Annotated in this window: 17 protein-coding genes; 6 read left to right on the top strand and 11 right to left on the bottom strand. The window is 65.3% G+C overall.

Going from position 1 to position 22,185, the window contains the following annotated elements:
- Window positions 1–118 precede the first annotated feature (118 nt).
- The 5 genes from CKW35_RS24165 (at window position 119) to CKW35_RS24145 (ending at window position 5,382) form a co-directional block, all read left to right on the top strand.
- Window positions 119–1,147, top strand: a complete 1,029-nt coding sequence (locus CKW35_RS24165; protein ID WP_016485542.1) for a YCF48-related protein — start codon at window positions 119–121, stop codon at window positions 1,145–1,147.
- 20 nt (window positions 1,148–1,167) lie between these two features.
- Window positions 1,168–3,543: an RND family transporter gene (locus CKW35_RS24160; RefSeq protein WP_033731806.1), complete on the top strand. Its 2,376-nt coding sequence runs from the start codon at window positions 1,168–1,170 to the stop codon at window positions 3,541–3,543.
- A gap of 150 nt (window positions 3,544–3,693) precedes the next feature.
- On the top strand, window positions 3,694–3,984 hold the full coding sequence (locus tag CKW35_RS24155) for a DUF5629 family protein (RefSeq protein ID WP_016485544.1): 291 nt from the start codon (window positions 3,694–3,696) through the stop codon (window positions 3,982–3,984).
- Window positions 3,950–5,080, top strand: a complete 1,131-nt coding sequence (locus CKW35_RS24150) for a lactonase family protein (protein WP_024717868.1) — start codon at window positions 3,950–3,952, stop codon at window positions 5,078–5,080. Before CKW35_RS24155 ends, CKW35_RS24150 begins: the two co-directional genes overlap by 35 nt.
- Window positions 5,081–5,202: 122 nt before the next feature.
- Complete coding sequence (locus tag CKW35_RS24145) at window positions 5,203–5,382, top strand: hypothetical protein (protein WP_016485546.1); 180 nt, start codon at window positions 5,203–5,205, stop codon at window positions 5,380–5,382.
- 163 nt (window positions 5,383–5,545) lie between these two features.
- Here CKW35_RS24145 and CKW35_RS24140 read toward each other — a convergent pair whose 3' ends face one another.
- The 9 genes from CKW35_RS24140 to CKW35_RS24100 all read right to left on the bottom strand — a co-directional run bounded on the left by CKW35_RS24140 (window position 5,546) and on the right by CKW35_RS24100 (window position 18,002).
- Window positions 5,546–6,139 carry a glutathione S-transferase gene (locus CKW35_RS24140; RefSeq protein ID WP_024717869.1) on the bottom strand — a complete coding sequence of 198 codons (594 nt, stop codon included), beginning with the start codon at window positions 6,137–6,139 and terminating at the stop codon, window positions 5,546–5,548.
- Complete coding sequence (locus CKW35_RS24135) at window positions 6,136–9,780, bottom strand: AAA family ATPase (RefSeq protein WP_016485548.1); 3,645 nt, start codon at window positions 9,778–9,780, stop codon at window positions 6,136–6,138. Before CKW35_RS24135 ends, CKW35_RS24140 begins: the two co-directional genes overlap by 4 nt.
- On the bottom strand, window positions 9,777–11,015 hold the full coding sequence (locus CKW35_RS24130; protein WP_016485549.1) for an exonuclease SbcCD subunit D C-terminal domain-containing protein: 1,239 nt from the start codon (window positions 11,013–11,015) through the stop codon (window positions 9,777–9,779). The genes CKW35_RS24135 and CKW35_RS24130 overlap by 4 nt, the downstream gene beginning before the upstream one ends.
- Before the next feature lie 172 nt (window positions 11,016–11,187).
- Window positions 11,188–12,822 carry a BatD family protein gene (locus tag CKW35_RS24125; RefSeq protein ID WP_016485550.1) on the bottom strand — a complete coding sequence of 545 codons (1,635 nt, stop codon included), beginning with the start codon at window positions 12,820–12,822 and terminating at the stop codon, window positions 11,188–11,190.
- The gene (locus CKW35_RS24120) at window positions 12,819–14,537 is read right to left on the bottom strand and encodes a tetratricopeptide repeat protein (protein ID WP_016485551.1); all 1,719 of its coding nucleotides are present in this window, start codon (window positions 14,535–14,537) and stop codon (window positions 12,819–12,821) included. Before CKW35_RS24120 ends, CKW35_RS24125 begins: the two co-directional genes overlap by 4 nt.
- Window positions 14,534–15,610: a VWA domain-containing protein gene (locus tag CKW35_RS24115; protein ID WP_016485552.1), complete on the bottom strand. Its 1,077-nt coding sequence runs from the start codon at window positions 15,608–15,610 to the stop codon at window positions 14,534–14,536. The genes CKW35_RS24120 and CKW35_RS24115 overlap by 4 nt, the downstream gene beginning before the upstream one ends.
- On the bottom strand, window positions 15,603–16,097 hold the full coding sequence (locus CKW35_RS24110; RefSeq protein WP_016485553.1) for a DUF4381 domain-containing protein: 495 nt from the start codon (window positions 16,095–16,097) through the stop codon (window positions 15,603–15,605). The genes CKW35_RS24115 and CKW35_RS24110 overlap by 8 nt, the downstream gene beginning before the upstream one ends.
- Window positions 16,094–17,038 (bottom strand): DUF58 domain-containing protein, encoded by a 945-nt coding sequence (locus tag CKW35_RS24105; RefSeq protein WP_016485554.1) that lies wholly within the window; start codon window positions 17,036–17,038, stop codon window positions 16,094–16,096. Before CKW35_RS24105 ends, CKW35_RS24110 begins: the two co-directional genes overlap by 4 nt.
- A 4-nt stretch (window positions 17,039–17,042) precedes the next feature.
- Window positions 17,043–18,002, bottom strand: coding sequence for a MoxR family ATPase (locus CKW35_RS24100; RefSeq protein WP_016485555.1), 960 nt, complete (start codon window positions 18,000–18,002; stop codon window positions 17,043–17,045).
- A gap of 231 nt (window positions 18,003–18,233) precedes the next feature.
- On the opposite strand from CKW35_RS24100, the gene CKW35_RS24095 reads away from it, so the two are divergent.
- A complete protein-coding gene (locus CKW35_RS24095) occupies window positions 18,234–19,541 on the top strand; it encodes a DUF2235 domain-containing protein (protein ID WP_016485556.1) in 1,308 nt (435 codons plus the stop codon).
- Between the two features lie 110 nt (window positions 19,542–19,651).
- On the opposite strand, the gene CKW35_RS24090 is transcribed toward CKW35_RS24095, so the two are convergent.
- Together CKW35_RS24090 and CKW35_RS24085 are read right to left on the bottom strand one after the other, a co-directional pair.
- Window positions 19,652–20,854, bottom strand: coding sequence for an MFS transporter (locus tag CKW35_RS24090; RefSeq protein ID WP_016485557.1), 1,203 nt, complete (start codon window positions 20,852–20,854; stop codon window positions 19,652–19,654).
- 58 nt (window positions 20,855–20,912) lie between these two features.
- Window positions 20,913–22,127: a benzoate/H(+) symporter BenE family transporter gene (locus CKW35_RS24085; protein WP_016485558.1), complete on the bottom strand. Its 1,215-nt coding sequence runs from the start codon at window positions 22,125–22,127 to the stop codon at window positions 20,913–20,915.
- Between the last annotated feature and the right edge of the window lie 58 nt (window positions 22,128–22,185).

The following is a 22,185-nucleotide window of genomic DNA, read 5'->3' as shown; positions in this document are numbered from 1 at the left end:
TAATCGCGCAGACATCCCCGCTACGATCCCCTCAAGCTATTGCAGGCCTCTAGATCAGGCTTTTTGCAGTACCTGCAATGCATTGACCCACCAACAAGAACACAACAAGGGGGCAGTCATGAGGGAACAGCTACGGGCGCCGGCCAGGCGTGGTGCCTGGCCATTGGCGGCCAGCGCATTGCTGGCACTGGCATTGGGGGTGTGGGCCGACAGTGCCCAGGCCGCCGCTGTCGACGAATACTCCACCGAATCTGCCAAGGCCAGCCAAAGCCTGCTGATCGGCGCCACCCATGCCGGCAAGCGCCTGGTGGTGGTGGGTGATCGCGGCCATATTCTGTTCTCCGACGACCAGGGCAATACCTGGACCCAGGCTCGTGTACCCACCCGGCAGTTGCTCACCGCCGTGTTCTTCCTCGATGACAAGCGCGGCTGGGCGGTCGGCCATGATGCGCAGATCCTCGTCAGCAGCGACGGCGGCGCAACCTGGACCAAGCAGTTCGAAGACCTCGCCCGTGAAGCACCCTTGCTCGATATCGCTTTCCTCGATGCGCAGCACGGCTTTGCCGTAGGGGCCTATGGCGCCTTGATGGAAACCACCGACGGCGGGCAGCACTGGCAGGACGTGGCCGAGCGCCTGGACAACCCTGACCAGTTGCACCTGAACGGTATTGCCCGTGTGCGGGATGCCGGCCTGTTCATCGTAGGCGAGCAGGGCGGCATGTTCCGCTCCGCCGACAACGGCCAGACCTGGGCCAAGGTGCAGGGCCCCTACGAGGGCTCGCTGTTCGGTGTGATCGGCACCGCCCAGGCGCACGCCTTGCTGGCCTACGGCCTGCGCGGCAACCTGTTCCGTTCCACCGATTTTGGTGACAGCTGGCAGCCGATCGAACTCAAGGTCGCGCGCGGCAACCTCGAATTCGGCCTGGCAAGCGCTACGCTTCTCGATGATGGCACCTTGGTGCTGGTCGGCAACGGCGGCAGTGTGCTGCGCAGTACCGATGGCGGCCAGACCTTCAGCGTGTACAACCGCGCCGACCGCATCGCCCTGGCTGGCGTCAGCGGCCTGGCCAATGGCGGCCTGCTGCTGGTGGGGCAGGGCGGCGTACACCTGGCGGATGCCCAGGGTGCCGAAGGGGTGAGCCGATGACCAGCAGGGAGAGCATTACCATGCACCCGCACCACCAGGACAAGGCCACGCTGCTTGAGCGCCTGATCTTCAACAACCGCCCCGTGGTCATCGCCCTGTGTGTGCTGGTGAGCATTTTCCTGTTCTGGCAGGCGACGCAGATTCGCCCGTCCACCAGTTTCGAGAAGATGATCCCGCTGCAGCACCCGTTCATCGAGCAGATGATGGAGCACCGTAACGACCTCGCCAACCTGGGTAACACCGTGCGCATTTCGGTGGAGGCGGTGAATGGCGACATCTTCGACAAGGACTACATGGAGACCCTGCGCCAGGTCCATGACGAGGTGTTCTACATCCCCGGCGTCGACCGTGCCGGGCTGAAGTCACTGTGGAGCCCCAGCGTGCGCTGGAGCGAGGTAACCGAGGAGGGCTTTTCCGGTGGCGAGGTGATCCCCAACACCTACAACGGTTCGCAGGACAGCCTCGACACCCTGCGCGACAACGTGCTCAAGTCCGGCCAGGTGGGGCGCCTGGTGGGTAACAACTTCAAGTCGAGCATCGTCGACGTGCCGCTGCTGGAGAGCTACCCCGACCCGCAGGACCCAGGCAAGCAGGTGAAGCTGGACTACCAGCAGTTCTCGCACCTGCTGGAAGAGAAGATCCGCGACAAGTTCCAGGCGCAGAACCCCAATGTGAAAATCCACATTGTCGGCTTCGCCAAGAAGGTCGGTGACCTGATCGATGGCCTGGTGATGGTGGCGATGTTCTTCGGCGTCGCCCTGGCCATTACCTGGGTGCTGTTGTACTGGTTCACCTGGTGCATACGCAGCACCATCGCCGTGCTCATCACTACCTTGGTGGCGGTGGTCTGGCAGCTGGGGCTGATGCATGCGGTGGGCTTTGGGCTGGACCCATACTCGATGCTGGTGCCGTTCCTGATCTTCGCCATCGGCATTTCCCACGGGGTGCAGAAGATCAACGGCATCGCCTTGCAGTCGAGTGACGCTGACAACGCCCTCACGGCGGCCCGGCGCACCTTCCGCCAGCTGTTCCTGCCGGGGATGATCGCCATCCTTGCCGACGCGGTGGGCTTCATCACTCTGTTGATCATCGATATCGGGGTGATTCGCGAATTGGCCATCGGCGCCTCCATCGGCGTGGCGGTGATCGTGTTCACCAACCTGATTCTGCTGCCAGTGGCCATTTCCTATGTCGGCATCAGCAAGAAGGCCATCGAGCGCAGCAAGAAGGACGCGACCCGCGAGCACCCCTTCTGGCGCCTGCTATCGAATTTTGCCAGTGCCAAGGTGGCGCCGGTGTCTGTCACCCTGGCGCTGGTCGCCTTCGCCGGTGGGCTGTGGTACAGCCAGAACCTGAAGATCGGCGACCTCGACCAAGGCGCGCCGGAGCTGCGCCCTGACTCGCGCTACAACCAGGACAACAGCTTCATCATCAGCAACTACTCGACCAGCTCCGACGTGCTGGTGATCATGGTCAAAACCCCGCCCGAGCAGTGCTCGGTCCACGCGACCATGGCGCCTATCGACGAGCTGATGTGGACCATGCAGAACACCCCGGGTGTGCAGTCGGCGATTTCCCTGGTGACCGTGTCCAAGCAGGTGATCAAGGGCATGAACGAGGGCAGCCTGAAATGGGAAACCCTGTCGCGTAACCCGGACATCCTCAACAACTCCATCGCCCGTGCCGACGGCCTGTACAACGGTGACTGCTCGCTGGCGCCGGTGCTGGTGTTTCTCAACGACCACAAGGCCGAGACCCTGGAGCGGGTGACCGCCGTGGCCAAGGCGTTTGCCGACAGCCACAACAAGGAAGGCCTGCAGTTCCTGCTGGCGGCGGGCAACGCCGGGATCGAGGCGGCGACCAACGAAGTGATCAAGTCGGCCGAGCTGACTATCCTGATCCTGGTGTACATCTGTGTGGCGGTGATGTGCCTGATCACCTTCCGCTCGTTCGCCGCCACCCTGTGCATCGTCCTGCCGCTGGTACTGACCTCGGTGCTGGGCAATGCACTGATGGCCTACATGGGCATCGGGGTGAAGGTAGCGACCTTGCCGGTGGTGGCGCTGGGTGTGGGGATTGGCGTGGATTACGGCATCTACATCTACAGCCGGCTGGAAAGCTTCCTGCGTGCCGGGTTGCCGTTGCAGGAAGCCTATTACCAGACCCTGCGTTCGACGGGTAAAGCCGTGTTGTTCACTGGTTTGTGCCTGGCCATCGGCGTGTGCACCTGGATCTTCTCGGCAATCAAGTTCCAGGCCGACATGGGGTTGATGCTGACCTTCATGCTGCTGTGGAACATGTTTGGCGCGCTGTGGCTGCTGCCGGCGCTGGCACGGTTCCTGATCAAGCCGGAGAAGATGGTGGGCAAGGAAGGTGGGTCCATTTTCGCCCATTGAATCGCAAGGGGCCGCTTTGCGGCCCATTCGCAGCACAAGGCTGCTCCTGCAAGGGTTACGCGATCCCCTGTAGAAGCAGCCTTGTGCTGCGAATGGGCTGCAAAGCAGCCCCAGGGTTATAATGCCGCCATATTTCCCACAGGTACCCCCATGTCCCCCCTCGCCACCGCCCTGCAGTCCTGCGACATGCTCCTGATCGACGGCCTGCACGCCTTCGATTTCACCGCCGACGCATCCGGCCTCACCGTCGAATGCATGGACGGCCGCCAGCTGCGCCGCTGGTCCTTCACCCCTGATCAGGTCGCCGCCGCTATCGCCACCGGTGATGAATGGCAACTCAACGATGCCAACGGCGAGCATCGGCTAGTCTGTATGAGTGCCTTTCGCGCCCCGGATGAAGACCAAGATGAACCGGATCTGGACGAACCTGCTGACCGCTAGCCTGATGAGCCTGACAATCCACGCCCACGCCGCTACCTTGCTGGTGGGCAGTTACACCGATGGTGCCAGCCAAGGCATCTACCGCTATCAATTCGACGACAAGGTCGGCCATATTGACCCCACGCCCTTGCAGGTGGTGAAGAGCGTCAGCCCTTCGTGGCTGGTGTTGTCCGCCGACCAGCGTCAGCTGTTCGCGGTGAATGAAACCCCGCAGGGCCATGCCAGCAGTTTCAGCATCAGCAGCAAAGGCGAAATCAAGCCGCTCAACCAGGTGGCCACCGAGGGCGACGAGCCAACCCACGCCAGCATCAGCCGTGACCAGCGCTACCTGTTCGTGGCCAACTATGCGGTCAAGCCCGACCCCGGTGGCAGCCTGGTGGTGATTCCGGTGGCCAGGGACGGCAAGCTCAAGCCCGTGGTGCAGCAGGCCCGACACCAGGCCAGCGGGGTAAACCCTGAGCGCCAGGCCGGTGCCCATGTGCATTCGCTGGTGCTGTCGCCTGATGGCCAGCACCTGTATGCCAGCGACCTAGGTGCCGACAAGGTGTTCATCTACCGGTACGACGGCGCCAGTGCGGACCACCCGCTGACAGCGGCGATACCGGCGTCCGTGGCTTTGCCGCCGGGCAGCGGGCCGCGTCACCTGCTGTTCGATGCCAAAGGCCGCCATGCCTACCTCACCCTGGAAATGAACGCCGAGGTGGTGATGTTCGATGTGCAGGACGGCAACCTGGTCGAACGCCAGCGCTTGCCCCTGACCGAGCACCAGGAGGCAGCAGCCAAGGCTGCGGGTGGCTTGCACCTGTCGGCGGACGGGCGTTTCCTGTACGTGAGCAACCGCGGCACGGCTAACGAGATTGTGGTGTTTGGCGTGAGCAAGGACGATGGCCAGTTGACCTTCCTGCAGCGTCGTTCGGTGGAAGGCGATCACCCCAGGGAATTTGCCCTGGACCCGAGTGACAACTTCCTGCTGGTGGCCAACCAGAAGAGCAACCAGATCGTGGTGATGCGTCGCGATCCGCGCAGCGGCAAGCTGCTGGAGACGGTGCAGACGCTGCAGCAGGATGCACCCTCGGACCTCAAGTTCATCGAGTGATATCGATTGGCGTGATAATCGATACTGGCGCAATGAATTTTTGCGCGCGGCCTCGGCGGCGTAAGTTTGACCCAAGGCCCAAGCGGGCCACCGTCAAACCACCGCCGTCGAGGTCAGCCCAGATGAACTTCAATCTCTTCCCGGTTATTGCCGCATCCGCCATTTCCGCATCGGTCGTACTGCCGGCGCATGCCCATGCCGACAGCAGCGGCAAGGCCTCTGCCACCCACAGCTACACCGAGCAGTACCTGCGCCAGAGTGCCAACTTCCATGCGGCCTTGAGTGCCAAGCAGCACCACTGAGCCAGCCTGCTGCGGCCCCTGTGGGAGCGGCCTTGTGTCGCGAAAGGGGCGCACAGCGCCCCCAGGATTTGAGCGGTTTACTCTAAGAATGCTGGGGCCGCTGTGCGGCCCTTTCGCGACACAAGGCCGCTCCCACAGGGGACCGTGTAAAGCTGAGAGCTGTTCATTTGGCCATGACTGACCTGAACAGCTCCGAAGCCAGCCACCCCTCCAGCCAGCTCCGCACCCGCGGATAAGCCGCCTCGGCGAACCACTGCGGTTCGACCCCGGCAAACTGGCGCATCAGGGGTAGCAACGCGGCATCGGCAATGCTCGGGTGGTCGGCCAGCAGGTAGGGCCGGCCGGCCAGCAGGCCTTCGAGCTCCGCCAGCCAGGCCTCGGCCTGCTGGCGGTAATGCTCGCGGGAATGCTGCGGGTAACGCTCGGCATACTTGTACAGGTTCACCTGGGCCTTGAACGTGCTGTCGTTGCGCGCAATCAGCGCTTCAGCCTGCTGCGCCGCCGCAGGGTCAGCCTGTAGCTGCCAGTCCTGCGGGTCGTTTTGCGTCAGCGCCCAGCGCATGATGTCCAGGCTTTCTTCCAGTACCCCGGCACCGGTATCCAGCACCGGTACCGTGCCCTTGGGCGACAAGGCCAGCAGTGCTGCCGGCTTGTTCTTCATCGCCACCTCACGGATTTCCACCGCGCACCCGGCATAGCGCAAGGCCAGGCGCGCGCGCATGGCCCAGGGGCAGCGGCGGAACGAGTAGAGGATCACCCGCATACCTCCACGTCACTCAGGCCATTGCCCTGGCGGCGCACCTGGATTTGCACCGGGATACGCTCGTGCATTTCCTGCACGTGGGAGATCACCGCCACCTTGCGGCCTTGGGCCTGCAAGCCGTCGAGTGCGTCCATGGCCAGTTGCAGCGACTCGGGGTCGAGGCTGCCGAAGCCTTCGTCGATGAACAGCGATTCGATGCGCAGGGTGCTGGAGGCCATCGAGGCCAGGCCCAGGGCCAGGGCCAATGAGACCAGGAAGGTTTCCCCGCCCGACAGCGAATGCACCGAGCGCAGTTCGTCGCCCATCTCGGTGTCCAGCACCAGCAGGCCCAAGGCGCTTCCGCCACGCTTGAGGCGGTAGCGGCGGGCGAGCTGGCGCAACTGGGTGTTGGCGTGGTGCAGCAGCAGATCGAGGTTGTAACCCTGGGCGATCTTGCGGAACACATCGCCCGAGGCTGAACCGATCAAAGCGTTCAGGCGCCCCCAGCGTTGCCATTGCTGATGGGCCTGTTCGATTTCTGCCGCCAACGCCTGGTGTGCCTGCTGGCGACGTTGGTCGTCGGCCTGTTGCGCGCGCAGTTCGGCGCACTGCTGCTCGTGGCTGGCCAGGCGCGCGCGCAGCCCGGTCAGGGCGTGCTCCAGGGCTTCGGCCGAGGTGTCCACGGTCATTTGCGTGGCGTGTTGTTGCAGGCGTTGTTCGCGCTCCTGCAGCAGCACACGGCCCTGTTCGATGGCTTTTTCGGCGTTTTGCAGGCGCTGGCGCAGTTCATTGACGTGCGCGTCATCCATGGCCAGCAGGCGATCCAGGCCGGCGTCATCCAGTTCCGGGTGCTCGCTGCGCCACTGGGCAATCTGGCCCTGCAACTGCTGGCACTCGGCGTCCAGCGCTTGCTGCTGCTGGACGTTGGCCTTGAGTTCACTGGCCAGTTGCACACCCTGGGTGCGCAGGTCTTGCAGGCGCTGGGCGGTGTCGGCGTCCAGGGCGCGGGCTTGCTCCAGCGTGCTGTTCATGTGCTGCTGCCAGGCTTCTGCACTGCTGTGCTCACCCAGCAGTTCGCCGAGTGAGGCCTGGGCCTGCTGGCGTTGTTCTTCGAGGACGGCCAGTTTCTGCTGCAACTGCTGCAGCCCTTGCACGCGCGCCTGTTGCTGGTCGTGCAACTTGTCCAGCTGTGCCTGACGGGTTTGTTGTTCTTCCAGTTCGTCCTTGCGCTGCTCCAGTTGCTGGAGGCGCTGGGCAATCTGCTGGTCGAGGGCGAGGAAGGCATTTGCCGGGTCTTCGTTGAGGGCCTTGAGGGCTTGCTCGGGCAATACGCCAGCGAGGTCGCTCAGCCCCTGCTGCAACTGCTGCTCATCGTTGGCCAGGGCCTGGTGCTGTTGCTCCAGATGACGCTGGGCCTGCTGCTGGGCGTCGTGGGCAGCCTGCAATTGCTGGTTGAGGCGGGCGGCATCTTTTTGCAGGGCGAGCAGGGCGCTCTGGCGCTTCTCGTCCTGGCCGATTTCTTCATCCAGGCGCCGCAACTGGCTGTCGAGCCAGGTGCTGCGGGCCTTGTCGTCCTGCGGGGCGAGGGCCGGCCACAGGCTGTGCGCCTGTACCTGGGCCACCAGCGGTTGCAGCTGTTCGCCCAATTGTTGCAGTTGCTGTTGGTAGTCCTTGAGCTGGGCATTCACCACGCCCAGCTGGGTACGCAGTTCCACCAGCGTGCCGTTGAGGGTTTCGACCTGCTTCTGCGCGGCCTCTTCTTCGGCCTGGTCATGGCGACCCAGGCTCTGCAGCAGCGCTTCGGGCTGATGAAACGGGTGCTCGGCGCTGCCACACACGGGGCAGGGTTCGCCGTCGCGCAGCTGGCCACGCAGTTCTTCGACGCTGGTGTTGCGCGCCAGGCGCTGGCGTTCCAGCAACTGGCGGGTGAGGGTCAGCGCTTGCTCGGCCGCTTCCAGCTCGGCCTTGGCGGCGGTGCCTTCGGTAATCAGTTGCTGGCGTTGCTGCATGGCCTGCTGCTGCCGTTCGCGCATGGCATCCAGCTGCTGGCGCAGGTCTTGTTCACGGCCATGCAGGCGCGACAGCTCCTCGACGGCGCGCTGTTGCTTGCGGTTGTCCTGCAGCATGCCACCGAGCAGGTCGATTTGTTCGGCAAGGGCCTGCGGTTCGGCCTTGGCTTCACGGAATAGCAGGTCATAGGCGTCGCGCTCGGCCTGCAAGTGAGCATTGGCCTGGCTGGCCTGGGCCTGCAGGCCGGGCAGTTCATCACGGCCTTTGGCCAGGCGGCCACCAATCAGCATCACCTGCTTGAGCTGCGGCAGATAGGCGTGCCAGGCATCGGCCAGGCCCGCCAGGTGCTGGCTGTCGGCCAGTGCGGTGTCGATGTTGGCCAGTTGCTGCAGGCTGCGCTGCTGGTTGGCTTCCAGCTGCTGCACCTGCTGCTGGCCCTCGGCGACCTGTTGTTCAGCCTGTTGGCCGGTGCTGCGCTGCGCGGCCAGCTCCTGGCCCAGGCGGGCCACGTTGTCCTGGGCGGCAAAGGCCTGACGCAGGCGTGGTGCGTCCTCGCTGTGCCGGGCCTGGCGGTCGGCAAGCGCTTGGCGTGCGGCGCTCAGCGCCTGTTCGAGCTCGAGGGTGCGCAGTTGCAGCTCGGTTTGCTGTTGCTGTTGCTCAGCGATCTTCGCGGCCATGGGTGCCAGTTGCGCAGCCAGCGCCTGCTGGCGGTGGAACTGGTGGCGCTGCGGGGCAAGGCGTTCCAGCCGAACGAGGTCCAGGCGGGGTTCGGCCAGTTGCTGCCAGCTGTGTTCGGCGGCCTGTAGGGCGGTGCCGGCTTCGGCATGCTGGGCCTGCAGCTGGCGTTGCTCATTCAGCCAGTTGCGTTGCTGCTCCAGTTGGCGCTCGCCGGCCTGGTCGGCCTTGAACTGCTGCTGCGCCTGCTCCAGGCGCTGGTCCAGTTCGGTGCGGGCTTCGGGGGCCATTGGTATCAGGTGGCTGGCGCGGTCCTTGAGGGCGTTGTGGGCCTCGGCGGCTTCACGGGCCTTGCTGAAGGCACGCTGGCCCAGGCGGGTGTAGATGGCGGTGTTGGTGAGCTTTTCCAGCAGCTCGCTGCGCTCTTTGTCGTCAGCCTTGAGGAAGGCCCCGAACTCGCTTTGAGCCAGCATCACCGCACGGGTGAACTGCTCGAAGTTCAGGCCCAGGCGGGCTTCGACCAGTTGCTTGTATTCGTTCTTGCCGCTGCCCAGCACCTGTTCGCTGTCCAGGTCGTAGAAGCTCTGGCGGCTGTGTTGCAGCTTGCCATTGGCCTTGTCGCGGGCGCGGTTGGCTTCCCAGCGGGCGCGGTAGCGGCGGCCGTCGATACCGATGAAATCGACCTCGGCGAAGCCACTGCCGGTGCCCCGGCGCAGCAGGTTGCGCGGGTCGTAGGTGGGGATTTCGCCATCGGCGTCGGGCACCTTGGCCTCGCGGCCAATGTCGTTCAGGCGTGGCACCGTGCCAAACAACGCCAGGCACAGGGCGTCGAGCAGCGTGCTCTTGCCCGCCCCGGTGGGCCCGGTGATGGCAAACAGGCCAGCGCTGGCCAGCGGCTCGGCGGTAAAGTCGATTTCGACCGGGCCGGCCAGCGATGCCAGGTTCTTCAAGCGAATGGCGAGAATCTTCATGGCTGCTCCTCTTCCTGCTGCACGTCCTGCAACAGCAGGGCAAAGTCGGCCAGCGCCTGCTCATCTGCGGGGTTGCCATAAGCCTGCTCCCAGGCGCGGCTGAACAGGTCCTGCGGGGTCATCTGGGAAAGCTCGACAAAGGCCAGGTCATCGTCTTCGGCGTTATTGCGGCCGGCGTATTCGGCGCTGATGCGGATCAGCCGCACGGCCTTGCCTTCCAACGCAGTTTCAATCTGCTGGCGCAGGTCGGGTTGCGGCTCGTCCAGTATCACCCGCACCTCCAGCCAGGGCTGGCGGTTGGGGTCTTCGAGCAGGTCGATCACGGGCAGGTCGGCCAGTTGTTGCAGCAGTTCGCCGAGCGGCGCCGGGCCGACCCGTTGCAGGGCCACCGCGCGCGGTACCGGGCGCGGTTCGACGCTGACCAGGTCGGTGCCGTCCAGCTCCACTTCCAGCACCTGGTGCGGGTAGTTGATTTCGGCGAACGACAGCGGGATCGGCGAGCCGCTGTAGCGGAGGCGTTCTTCGCGGTTGACCTTCTGCGGCTTGTGCAGGTGGCCCAGGGCGACATAGCTGATGGCCTTGTCGAACAGCTTGGCCGGCAGTGCCTCGGCGTTGCCGATGATCAGGCTGCGCTCCGAGTCCTCCGACACCGAGCCACCGGCCATGTGCGCATGGCTGATGGCGATCAGCGCCTGGTCTTTCTTGCGCTTTTTCTGCGCGGCGGCGATCAGTTGCTGGTGCACCTGGGTGATGCCTTGCAGATAGTCGTCGCCCAGGTTCGGGCCGGTGACCTCGGCCGGGCGCAGGAAGGGCAGGGCCAGGCACCAGGCGGCGACCTTGCCGCGGCCGTTGGTCAACGGGATCAACAGGCGCTCGGCATCCAGCTGGCCTTCATCCAGCCAGTGCACACGGCCCAGGGCATGGGTGCGCAGACGGCGCATCAATGCGGCGGGCAGCTCGATGCGCGAGCCGGAGTCGTGGTTGCCGGCGATCATCACGATGTCCAGCTTGGGCTGTTGCTCATGGGCCTGGACGATGAAGTCGTAGAGGCGCTCCTGGGCTTTGACCGGCGGGTTGACCGTGTCGAAGATGTCGCCGGCAATCAGCAGCGCATCCGGCTGGCGCAGGCGCAGCTGGCCGAGCAGCCAGTCGAGGAAGCAGGCGTGTTCGAAGTCGCGTTCCTGGCCGTGCAGGCTTTGGCCCAGGTGCCAGTCGGAGGTATGAAACAGACGCATGGATGACCTGTTGGTGTCGAGTCGGGCAAGCGGGGAAAGGGCGGTATGGTAACCCAAGGATGGGGTTGAGAGGTGTCTGCCTGGAGATGTTTGGCGGCTGTGAGATCGAGCGCCGCCCGCGCGGCGCTCGATCTCACAGGCGCTGAAAACCTTGTGGCGAACACCTGGTGGCCTACTTGGGATAAAGCGGCGGCAAGCTGCCGTTGTCACCCGTCGGCAGCAGCACCTGCTCAGCCGGCGGAATGGTGCCAATCGCCCGCCATAAATCCTCACCCTGCCAATACTGGCCACTCTCGCTATACAACGCCCCGTTCAACCCATCCAGCGCATCCGACAACGGCACGAAGCGCGCGGCCATCTCGGCCAGGGTTTCCGGTTGTTGCCGGGCCCACGCATCCAGCGCCTGGCGCGTGGCCTGGGGGTCGTTGGCCTGGCACGCACGCTTGAGGTCGTCCAGCAAGGTACGTGGGCTTGGCCCGTTCTGCGCCGCGCGCAGCACCGCAGGCCGCGAGCGGGCGCGCCACCACAGGGCAAAGCCCAGCACGGTGGTCAGGGCGAACACCAGTGTGGCCAGTTGCCAAGGCCACAGCAGGGTGCTGGCGCTGCTGTTGTCGCCCACAGGGGTGTCTGCGCTTAGCGCCGGGTTGTCCTGCACATTCAGGGTGCGCGCCGGCAGGCTGCTGTGTTCCAGATGGTCTTCGCGGGTGTTCCACCAGGCCACTTCCAGCGCCGGCAAGGTCAGCGTACCGGCGTGAGTCGGCACCAGGGCTTCGCGTTCTTCGCGGTTGGCGGTCATGCCGCGCTCGCTGATTTCGTTGCGCAGCAGCGGTTGGTCAGGGTAGCGGCGCAAGCCGATGATCTCTGTGGCGGGCAGCGGCGGCAGTTGGGTGCTGGACAAGCCCTCGGCACGCAAGGTGATGTTGCGCGTCAGCGAGTCGCCAATCTGCACCTGCTGGCTGCCCGGGTCGGGGTTCCAGTGCTCTTCCAGGGTCAGGCTGCGGGCTGGCAACCATGGTACGCCAGCGGGCCAGGCCGCGGGAATCGGCCGCACGGTGAGGCGCAAGGGCAGCGAACTGACCTGCACCTGGCGGCCGGCGCGCGCCGTGCCATTGGCTTGTGGCGCTTCGTCGTTGCTGGCGGCGGCAGTGGCGGTAAAGGTCAGTGAGGGAATATCGAGGCTGCCACTTTGCTGGGCGTACACCGCATAGCGGGTTTCGATCACGCCATGACGCACGCCGTTGATTTCCTTTTCATACGTGCGCGATTCGCCTAGTGGCTCGACCTTGGCGTTCTCCAGTTGCAGCGGGCTGAGGCTGCTGTCGTCGTACAGCGCCACCGAATGGTAGATGCGCAGGGTCAGCACAGCCTGGGCCTGGACGTAGACGTCGTTGCTGTCCAGGGTCGCTTCGATGAACACTTGCGAGGCGCTGTCCTGGCGGCTGGCATCGGCTTGCAGCACTTGCAGTTCGATGGCCTGGCTGTGCGACTGGCCCAGTTGCAGCTCGGGAATGCGCAGGCTGCCGCTGCGCCGTGGCAGCAGGGTGATGATCCAGCGGGTACTGGCGCGGGTTTCACCGTCCAGGGTGTGCAGGCTGTTAAGCTGGCGCGTGCCGCGCACTTCAAAGTCACCTTCCAGGGCGCGCAGGTCGGGCTTGCCGAACTCGGTGACGTCCTGGCTTTCCAGGGTCAGCTCCAGGCTCTCGCCGGCTTCCAGGCGGGTGCGGTCAACGCTGGCTTGCAGCAGCGGCTCGGCCTGGGCCAGCACGGCCCATACCAGGGTGAGCAGAAAGACGCCGAAGCGACTCATCGTGGGGTTTCCTGATGCAATTGCTGTTCATACCAGAATTTGCGCCGCAGCAGCTCCGCCGGGTTATCGGGGATCTCCCGCAGCCATTGTTCCAGGGCCTGGCGCTGCTCGGTGTCGAGGCTGGTCGAAACCGGGCGCTGTGGCGGCTGGGTGACATTGTCGTCAGCACCCGCCTGGTTGCCGGGCGCGGCCTGGTTGTTATTGCTGCTTTCACCGGGTTGTTCGGCGTTGGCCTGTTCGTCGCTGCCGGGCGTGCCTTGGGCCGGGCTGCTGGACGAGCTGCTATTGCCTTCGGTTTCACTGCCGGGTGTACCTTGGGCATCGCTGCTGGCTGACTGCTCCTCGGCCTTGGCCTCGCGCTGTTGCAGCAGTTGTTGCACCAGCGCCTGGTTGTCCAGCGCCGGTTGCAGGTCTGGCTGGCGCTCCAGGGCTTGCTCGTAGGCGTCCAGGGCGGCCTCCAGTTCGCCGCTGCGGGCGAGGGCATTGCCTCGATTGTAGTGGGCGGCGGCTGTGTCGCCTTGGGAAAATGCTTCGGCGGCACCGGCATAGTCGCCGGCCTGGTACAGCGCCATGCCGCGCCACTGTGGGTTCTGGAAGTGGCGTGCGGCGCTGGCCGGGCGGTTTTGTTCCAGCAGGCGCTGGCCTTGCTGGTCGGGGCGCAGCCACAGGTCGTTGAACTCAAAGGCCTGGCTGGGCTGTGGCAGGGCCAGCAGCAGTGGCAGGCAGAACAGCCAGCCACGACGGCCGGCGCAGGCGGCCAGCAACAACAACGGGATCAGCAGCCAGTAACCCTGGTCGGCCCAGCTGTCCAGTTGCAGGGTCTGGCCGTCATTGCGTGCGGTGCGCGGGTTGTCGAACAGGCCCAGCCCGCGCAGGTCGAGGTCGTCGATGCGGGCATGCCGGTAGCGTCCGCCCGTGCCGTTGATGAAGCCTTTGAGGCTGGCGCTGTCCAGCCGTGGCAAAAGAATGCCGCCCTGGTTGTCCTTGAGGTATTCGCCGCTGGCCTGGCGTACCGGCGCGCCTTCGCGGCTGCCAATGCCCAGCATCAGCAGGCTTGGGCCTTGACGGCCGAGGGCCTGGCTGATGCCTTGCCGTTCCTGGGCACTCAGCGACGAGCCGATCAACAGCAAACGCCCTTGGCCCAGGCCACTCTGGGCCAGCAAGGCCAGGCCTTTTTGCACGGCCAGGTCGGCGCGTTGGCCAGGTTTTGGCATGATCGACGGGTCGATGGCCTCCAGCAGGTTGCGGGTGGTGGCCAGGTCATCGGACAGCGGCACCAGGGTGTGCGCCGAGCCGGCATACACCACCAGCGCAGTCTGGCTGTCACGGCGGCGTTCGAGCAGGTCGAGCACCTTGCGCCGGGCCTGCTCCAGGCGGTTGGGCGGGCTGTCGTCGGCGAGCATCTGCGGGGTCAGCTCCAGCAGGATCACCAAGGGGTCGGCCGGGCGCTGGCGGTTTTCTTCCACGCGCTGCCAGCTGGGCCCGAGCAGGGCCAGGATCACCAGCGCCCAGGCCAGGCCCAGTGCTATCCACGGCAGCTTGCTTGCGCTGCCGCTGCCACCGCCCAGCAATACGCCGTGGAAGGCCGGCGGCAAGATCATCTGCCAGCGCCCGGCGCGCTTGCGCCGGTGCCACAGCTTGTACAGCAGCCAGCCGAGCAGCGGCACGGCCAGCAACCACAGCGGGCGAAGCCATTGGGGCCACAGTTCGATCATCGCCGCCTCCTCAGGCGCAGGCGCTTCAGACGCTGGCGCCATTCCGGGTGCGGCTGCAGGAAACGCGGCTTGCGCAGCAGGCGTTGCAACAGGTTGTCGGGCCATTGCACGGCCACCACCAGCAGCACGCTGAGCAGCAGCGCCAAGGCCAGGGGCCAGGCGTACAGGGCCTGGGCCGTGCGTGCCTGGGTAGGCTGTTGGGCTACCGGCTCCAGCTGGTCGAGGGCGTCGCCGATGGCGCCCAGTTCGGCGCCGTCATGGGCACGGAAATAGGCACCGTGGGTGATGTCGGCGATTTCCTTGAGCGAGGCCTCATCCAGGTCCAGGCTCGGATTCAGGCCAAGCAAGCCGGGGGTGCCACTGGCTTCGGGGTTGGCGCCAATGCCGATGGTGTAGATACGCACCCCTTCCTGGGCGGCCAGGCGGGCGGCGGTCAGCGGGTGGATTTGTCCGCCGTTGTTGGCGCCGTCGGTGATCAGCACCAGCACCCGGCTTTGTGCTGGCCGTTGGCGCAGGCGTTTGACCGCCAGGCCAATGGCGTCACCGATGGCGGTGTTTTTGCCGGCGATGCCGATTTGCGCCTCCATCAGGAATGTACGCACGGTGCGCCGGTCGAAGGTGAGCGGCGCCTGCAGGTAGGCCTGGCTGCCGAACAGGATCAGGCCCACACGGTCGCCTTCACGGTCTTGCAAGAAGTCGCCCATCAGCGCCTTGACCAGGTCGAGGCGGCTGATGTCTTCGTTTTTCCACTGCATGTCGGGGAAGTCCATCGACCCGGACACGTCCACCGCCACCAGCAGGTCGCGGCCGCTGGCGGCCACCGGCACCGGATCGCCCAGCCATTGCGGGCGGGCGGCGGCGCATAGCAGCAACAACCAGATGACCACGAACGGCGCCTGCTGGCGCCAGGTGGGCAGGTTGAGCCGTGCGCGGCGCCCTGCCAGGCCTTCCAGCTCGTTGAGGAAGCCTACCTTGAGCACCGGCTCGCCGCTGTCGGCGGCTGGCAACAGCAGGCGCGCCAGCCAAGGCAGCGGCAACAGGGCGAAGACCCACGGCCAGGCCAGTTCAAACATGCTTGCGGATCCAGGTTTCGACGGCTTGGCTGAGCCCGGCAATGGCCTTGTCATCAAGCTTGCACTCAGGCTTGTAGGCGCCTTCGACCAGTATCATCCAGCGGGTCAGGCCGGCAGCCGGGCAGCGGTTGTCGAGAAATGCCAGCCACTGGCGGCCGTTGAGGGTGTGGCTGTTGGCACCTGGATAGTGGCTGCGGCACAGGCGCTTGAGCAGGGCATTGATCTGTTGCAGCCAGGCGCCGGCCGGGGCGCCGTCGTAGGGGCGCGGCAGGCGCGCCAGCTCGGCCAGGGCGGCCACGCGCACCGGGTCGAGCGGTTGTTCGGCGCGCACGATGCGGCGTTTGCCCGGGCGCCAGCGGCGCAGCCGCCACAGGCCCCAGCCCAGCAATGGCAGCACGGCCAGCAGCAGCCACCAGCCCGGTGCCGGCGGCCACAGGCCGACAGGCGCAGGCTCGATCAGTGGGTGCAACTGGTCGAGCGGGTTCATGACGCGCTCCTTGGCCGCTGGGCGTTCAGGTACTCGCGCAGTTGCTCGATCATGTCGCTTTGGGTGCTCAGCGGCATCAACACGACGCGCAGTTTCTGGGCCATCAGCTCCCAGCGCTCGATGCGTGCTTCGGCCTGCTTGCGATAGGCCTGGCGCAGGTTGGCGTCCAGGGTGTCGAGTTCCAGCTGCGCGCCCCGTTGGGCAAAGCGTAACAGGCCGGCGGCAGGGAGGGCGTGGTCGAGCGGGTCGGAGACTGGTAGCAGCAACAAGTCGCAGTGGCGCGAAAGCATGGCCAGGTGCTGTTCGCACTGCGCGGTCAGCGCACGTTCGTCGCAAATGACAATGGCCAGGCTGCCAGGGCGCAGTACCTCTCGCGCCCGGCGCAGGGCCAGGCCAAGGCTGTCGGCCTGGGGCACGGCTTCGGTGTGCAGCGACTGGTTGACCTTGGCCAGGCGGTTGAGCAGTTGCAGCAGGCTCTGCTTGCTGCGCCGGGGCTTGATTTCGTGAGGGTCGTTGTCACCGAACACCAACCCGCCGATGCGGTCGTTGTGGCCCAGTGCGGCCCAGCCGAACAGTGCCGCAGCCTGGGCCGCCAGCACCGACTTGAACAGCAGGCCCGAACCAAAGAACAGCCGTTGGCTTTGCTCGACGAGGATGAAGATCGGCCGCTCGCGCTCTTCGTGGAACAGCTTGGTGTGCGGTTCCTGGGTGCGTGCAGTGACCCGCCAGTCGATGTTGCGCACATCGTCGCCGGCCTGGTACACGCGCACCTGGTCGAAGTCCACCCCGCGCCCGCGCAGCTTGGAATGGTGCAGGCCCACCAGCGGGCTGCGCTGGCCGGGCTTGGAAAACAGCTGGATTTCGCGCACGCGGTGGCGCATGTCGATCAGCTCGGCAAGGCCGATGCGGATGCCGGGTTCGGCCAGCTGCGCGGTGGGCATTGGGTCAGGCAACGGCGACGACGTCGAGGATGCGCTGGACCACACGGTCCTGGTCGATCCCCGCCGCCTCGGCCTCGAACGACAGGATGATGCGGTGGCGCAGCACGTCGAACAGCACGGCCTGGATGTCTTCGGGGCTGACGAAGTCCCGCCCGGCCAGCCAGGCGTGGGCACGCGCGCAGCGGTCCAGCGAGATGGAACCGCGTGGGCTGGCGCCGTAGGCGATCCAGTCGGCCAGCTCGGTGTCGAACTTGGCCGGGGTGCGGGTGGCCATCACCAGTTGCACCAGGTATTCCTCCACCGCGTCGGCCATGTACAGGCCGAGGATTTCCTTGCGCGCAGCAAAGATGGCCTGCTGGCTGACCCGGCGCTCGGGCTTGGTTTCGCCGCCCAGCGCTTCGCCACGGGCTTGCGCCAGGATGCGCCGCTCCACGGCTGCGTCGGGGAAGCCGATTTTAACGTGCATCAGGAAGCGGTCGAGCTGGGCTTCGGGCAGGGGGTAGGTACCTTCCTGCTCGATCGGGTTCTGCGTGGCCATGACCAGGAACAGCGGCGACAGGTCGTAGGTGCTGCGGCCCACGCTGACCTGGCGCTCCGCCATGGCTTCGAGCAGTGCCGACTGCACCTTGGCCGGGGCGCGGTTGATTTCGTCGGCCAGTACCAGGTTGTGGAAGATCGGCCCCTGCTGGAACACGAAGCTGCCGGTTTCCGGGCGGTAGATTTCGGTACCGGTGATGTCGGCCGGGAGCAGGTCTGGGGTGAACTGGATGCGATGGAACTGCGCCTCGATGCCTTCGGCCAGTTCTTTGATGGCCTTGGTCTTGGCCAGGCCCGGGGCACCTTCGACCAGCATGTGGCCGTCGGCCAGCAGCACGATCAACAGCCGTTCGACCAGTTTCTCCTGGCCTAGGATCTGGGTAGAAAGAAAGGTGCGCAGCGCGGTCAGCGCTTCACGGTGTTCCATCAGTGACGGTTCCTGGTATGGGGCCGCAGGCGGGGCTGAAGGCAGCTGCCCTGGCAAGGGGTGATACTTTAATCCATCCGGGGGGGTGGCGACCAATGGCGGCTGGGAAATTTATCCAGCCCTGGGCCTTGTATATACAGAAATGTCCTGCAAGTGGCTGGCCAAAGGCCGATGTTCTGCGGCGGGGTCCTGGCGCCTGCTTGTGCTTCTGACGCAAGCAGGAGCACAACGATGGAACTGAACAGCTGCAGTAATGAAGCCGCTGCGCCGCTCACTTTGAGGTTCGGCGTGTTTTTCGACGGCACGGGTAACAACCAGCACAATGCGATATCGGCGGATGCGAACGGCGACAAAGGCGCCAGTTATGCCAACGCCTTGAGCAATGTGGCCCTGTTGCATGCGCTGTACCCGGCGCAGGCGGCCGATACGGGCGGGGCCATGGCGTTTCTGAAATGTTATGTGGAGGGGGTGGGTACCCGAGCCGGTGAGGCGGATGGCACCTATGCCTCGGCCACCGGGCGTGGCCACACGGGGGCGCAAGCGCGGGTTACCGAAGCCTTGGCGGGGCTTGCCGGGCAACTGCGCGACTGGCGCCGGGCGCATCCGCAGGCCATGCTGGCGCAGGTCGAGTTCGACCTGTTCGGCTTCAGCCGCGGTGCGGCGGCAGTGCGTCATCTGGCAAATCTGCTGCACGACGACGGCGCCAGGCTGCTGGCAGTACCGTGCAGTATCACGATCAATTTCATCGGCCTGTTCGACACCGTGGCTGCGATCATTGCGCCGTTGCAGGGCGATTTCGACCCTGCCGACGACCGCCATGGCGGCTTGCGGCTGGGCCTGGGTACCGGCATTGCCCGTCATGTGGTGCAACTGGTGGCGGGGGATGAGCAGCGGCACAACTTCCCATTGGTGAGCAGCGGTCACGACATCGTGTTGCCGGGTGTGCATTCGAATATTGGTGGTGGTTACCCGAGCAGTACGCTGGAGCGGGTACTGCTGTGCAAACCGCAGTCACAGCGTGTGATGCGGCGCGTCTGCGCTGAACAGACCCGCGCATATGCCAAGGTAAGTGCGTTGTTGGCGTCGGCATTTGGCGGCTTGGGCGCGCGGGTGATTACCTGGGAAGAAGCGATTGCCGGTGGGCGGCCAGAGGAGGCGCAAAAGCAGGTGTATGCGGCGGTGTACCGGGAGCGGGAGGTGGCGGGGCAGCTTTCGCGGGTGTACCTGAGTGTCATGCGTGAGCTGGCGGTGCGTGCGGGGGTGCCGTTTGAGCCGTTGGGTGGGCAGGCTGAGCATGGGGTGCCGGCTGATTTGCTGGAGATCAGCCGCAAGTTGCATGCGTTTGCCCTGGGTGAATGTGAACAGCCTGGCCTGACCGGGGATGAGCAGCGGTTGTTGCGTGACAGGTATGTGCACACCTCGGCGAACTGGAATGCGCTGAAGGGGTTGCGCAACAGTGTGCTGGATATGTTGTTCATCAACCGGCCAGCGGCAGGCGGTCGGGTGGTGCATCCGAACCCGGTAGCTTTATCAACCTGAACCGGCCTCATCGCCGGCAAGCCGGCTTCCACACGGATCGCGCCGCACTCAAGAGGTGTGGAGTCCTGTGGGAGCTTGCCGGCGAAAGGGCTGCAAAGCAGCCCTAGGGTCTAAGCCAGCTGGCGACGCTTACTGGCTAAATATGCCTCCTGCGCCAGGGTCAGCAGCACGGTCAGCAGCATGAACACCACCGAAGCGATGAAGATGCCTTCGGGCAGGCGCTGATCGAGCATCCAGCCGAATGCAATGGGCCCGAGAGCGCCGCCGATGTTGAAGCCGGTCGAGACCAGCCCGAAGGTTTTACCCTCGGCACCACGGGGTGCCGCCGCCTTGACCAGCATGTCCCGCGACGGCGCGATGACCCCGGTCAGCAAGCCGATGGCCCCCAGTACCGCTACCAATGCCCAGTCCCGCACCAGCCCCAGCGCCACCAGCGTCGTCAGCGCCGCCGCCAGGGCAAAGGCCATGGCCGCCACCAGGCCATGGCGGCGGGTGCGGTCAGCCAGGGCTCCGCCGCACAAAACGCCCACTGCACTGCTGAGCAGAAACGCCGTGAGCGCCGTGTTGGCCCAGGCCAGGGTCAGGCCTTGGCCCTGGACCAGGGCGGCCACGGAGAACTTCTCGATGGCACTGGTGCTCAGGTTCAGCAGGATGAACAACACCGTCAACACACCGATCATCGGCGTGAGCAAGCGCACGCGGCCAGGCGCAGCACCAAGGCCAGCGTCACTTTTGTTGCCATGCCCGCAAACCTGATAAATGCCGCTGCGTGGCACAGAGATCAGCAGCAGCGCGGCAATACCTACCACCGCACCTGCTGCCAGGGCGGCCTGGGTACCCAACACGGCGGCGATGCCGAGAAATACCGCTGGCGTTACCGCCGAACCGAGGAAACCGGCGAACGTATGGATCGAGAACGATCGCCCCAGGCGGCCTGCCTCAATGCCGTTGACCAGCAACGCGTAGTCGGCAGGGTGGTAGACGCCATTGGCCAGCCCGGCCAAGGCCATCGCTACCAGCAATACCGCATAGCCGGGGCTGACCGCCAGCATCAGGAAACTGAGACTGCCCAGCAGCAACCCGGCCTTGAGCACCTTGCGCGCCCCGTAGTGGTCGACGGCAAAGCCCAGCGGTGCCTGCACCAAGGCAGAGACGATGTTGAACACCGCCAGGGCCACGCCAAGCTCGACGAATCCCACACCCAGCAGGCCGGGGAGGACGGGCAGCAATGCCGGGATCAGCATGATGTGCACATGGCTGACAAAGTGCACGGCAGCAATTTGGGTAAGAAGCTTGGGGCCAGCTTGGGGCATGTCGATACCTGTCGAACGGCGTGGATACAGGGCGCAGGGTAGGTTGGTTGTAAGCTGTCTATCGGGATGAACGGCTGGCGCGTGGCAGGCGCCCGTTCAGCACGGCATACGCCAGCAGGCCAATGACCAGCCCCCAGAAGGCCCCGCCAATGCCGAACAGGCTGATGTTGGCCGCCGCCGCCAGGAAGGTGATCAGTGACGCTTCGCGCGAGCTGGCATCCGCCATGGCGCCGGCCAGGCTGGCACCGATGGTGCCCAGCAGGGCAAGGCCGGCCAGAGTCGTGATAAAGGTACCTGGCAGCGCCATGAACACACTGGCCAGGGTGACCCCGAACACCCCCACGACGATGTAGCAGACACCGGCAGCAATCCCCGCCACCCAGCGCTTGCCCGGGTCTTCATGGGCTTCCTTGCCGGTGCAGATGGCCGCCGTGATAGCGGCGATGTTGAAGGCGTGGGAACCGAATGGCGCCATCAGCAATGAGCCCAGGCCCGTGACCGCGACGATCGGGTTGGCGCTGGTCTTGAAGCCGTCGTTGCGCAGCACCAGCATGCCTGGCATGTACTGGCCGGTGAGTGTGATCAGGAACAATGGCAGCGCCACGCTGAGGGCGGCGTTGAGGGTGAAGGTGGGCGCGGTGAACACTGGTGAGGCGAATTCCAGCTGCAATGCCGTCAGGCCTGCTTGCCCCTGCAGCAGCAGGTAGCCCAGGCCCAGGAGCAGAATGCCAACCACGGCATAACGGGCGGTGAAGCGTTTGAATGCCACATAGGCCGCAATCAGCAGCCCGGCCAGGACGGGGTCGAGCGACAGGCTGGCAAAGGCGCCGATACCGAACTGCAGCAGGATGCCCGCCAGCAGCCCGGCGGCAATGCCGCCAGGGACCACCCGCACCAGGCGCTCGAAGCACCCGCTCAGCCCCAGCACCACGAAGCCCGCGGCCGACAGCAGGTAGGCTCCGATGGCTTCGCTGTAGGGCACGCTGGCCAGGGCGGTGACCAGGAAAGCTGCGGCTGGCGTGGACCATGCCGTGATTATCGGCTCGCGGCTGTACCAGCACAGCAACAGGCCGCTGAGGCCGACGCCGATCGACACGGCCCAGACCCATGATGACGTCAGCTCTGGACTCAGCCCGGCCACCTTGGCCGCCTGGAACACCAGGATGAAGGTGCCGCCATAGTTGACGATGACCGAAACGAGCCCGGCTATCACGGGGTGAAGGAGGTCTGTAGGCCGAAACGGGGTTGAAGAGCTTTGTGCAGGCGCGTCCATGGTTGCCTCTGGTGAAGGTCGGGTGCAGCAGGGGCCCGGCTGCGAGGTGCCGCCGGGC

Origin of the sequence: Pseudomonas sp. Irchel 3F3 (assembly GCF_900187545.1) — a bacterium.
Taxonomy (GTDB): Bacteria; Pseudomonadota; Gammaproteobacteria; order Pseudomonadales; family Pseudomonadaceae; genus Aquipseudomonas; species Aquipseudomonas fortuita.
The sequence above is the reverse complement of the archived record's forward strand: the minus strand, read 5'-3'. Positions and strand labels throughout refer to the sequence as shown.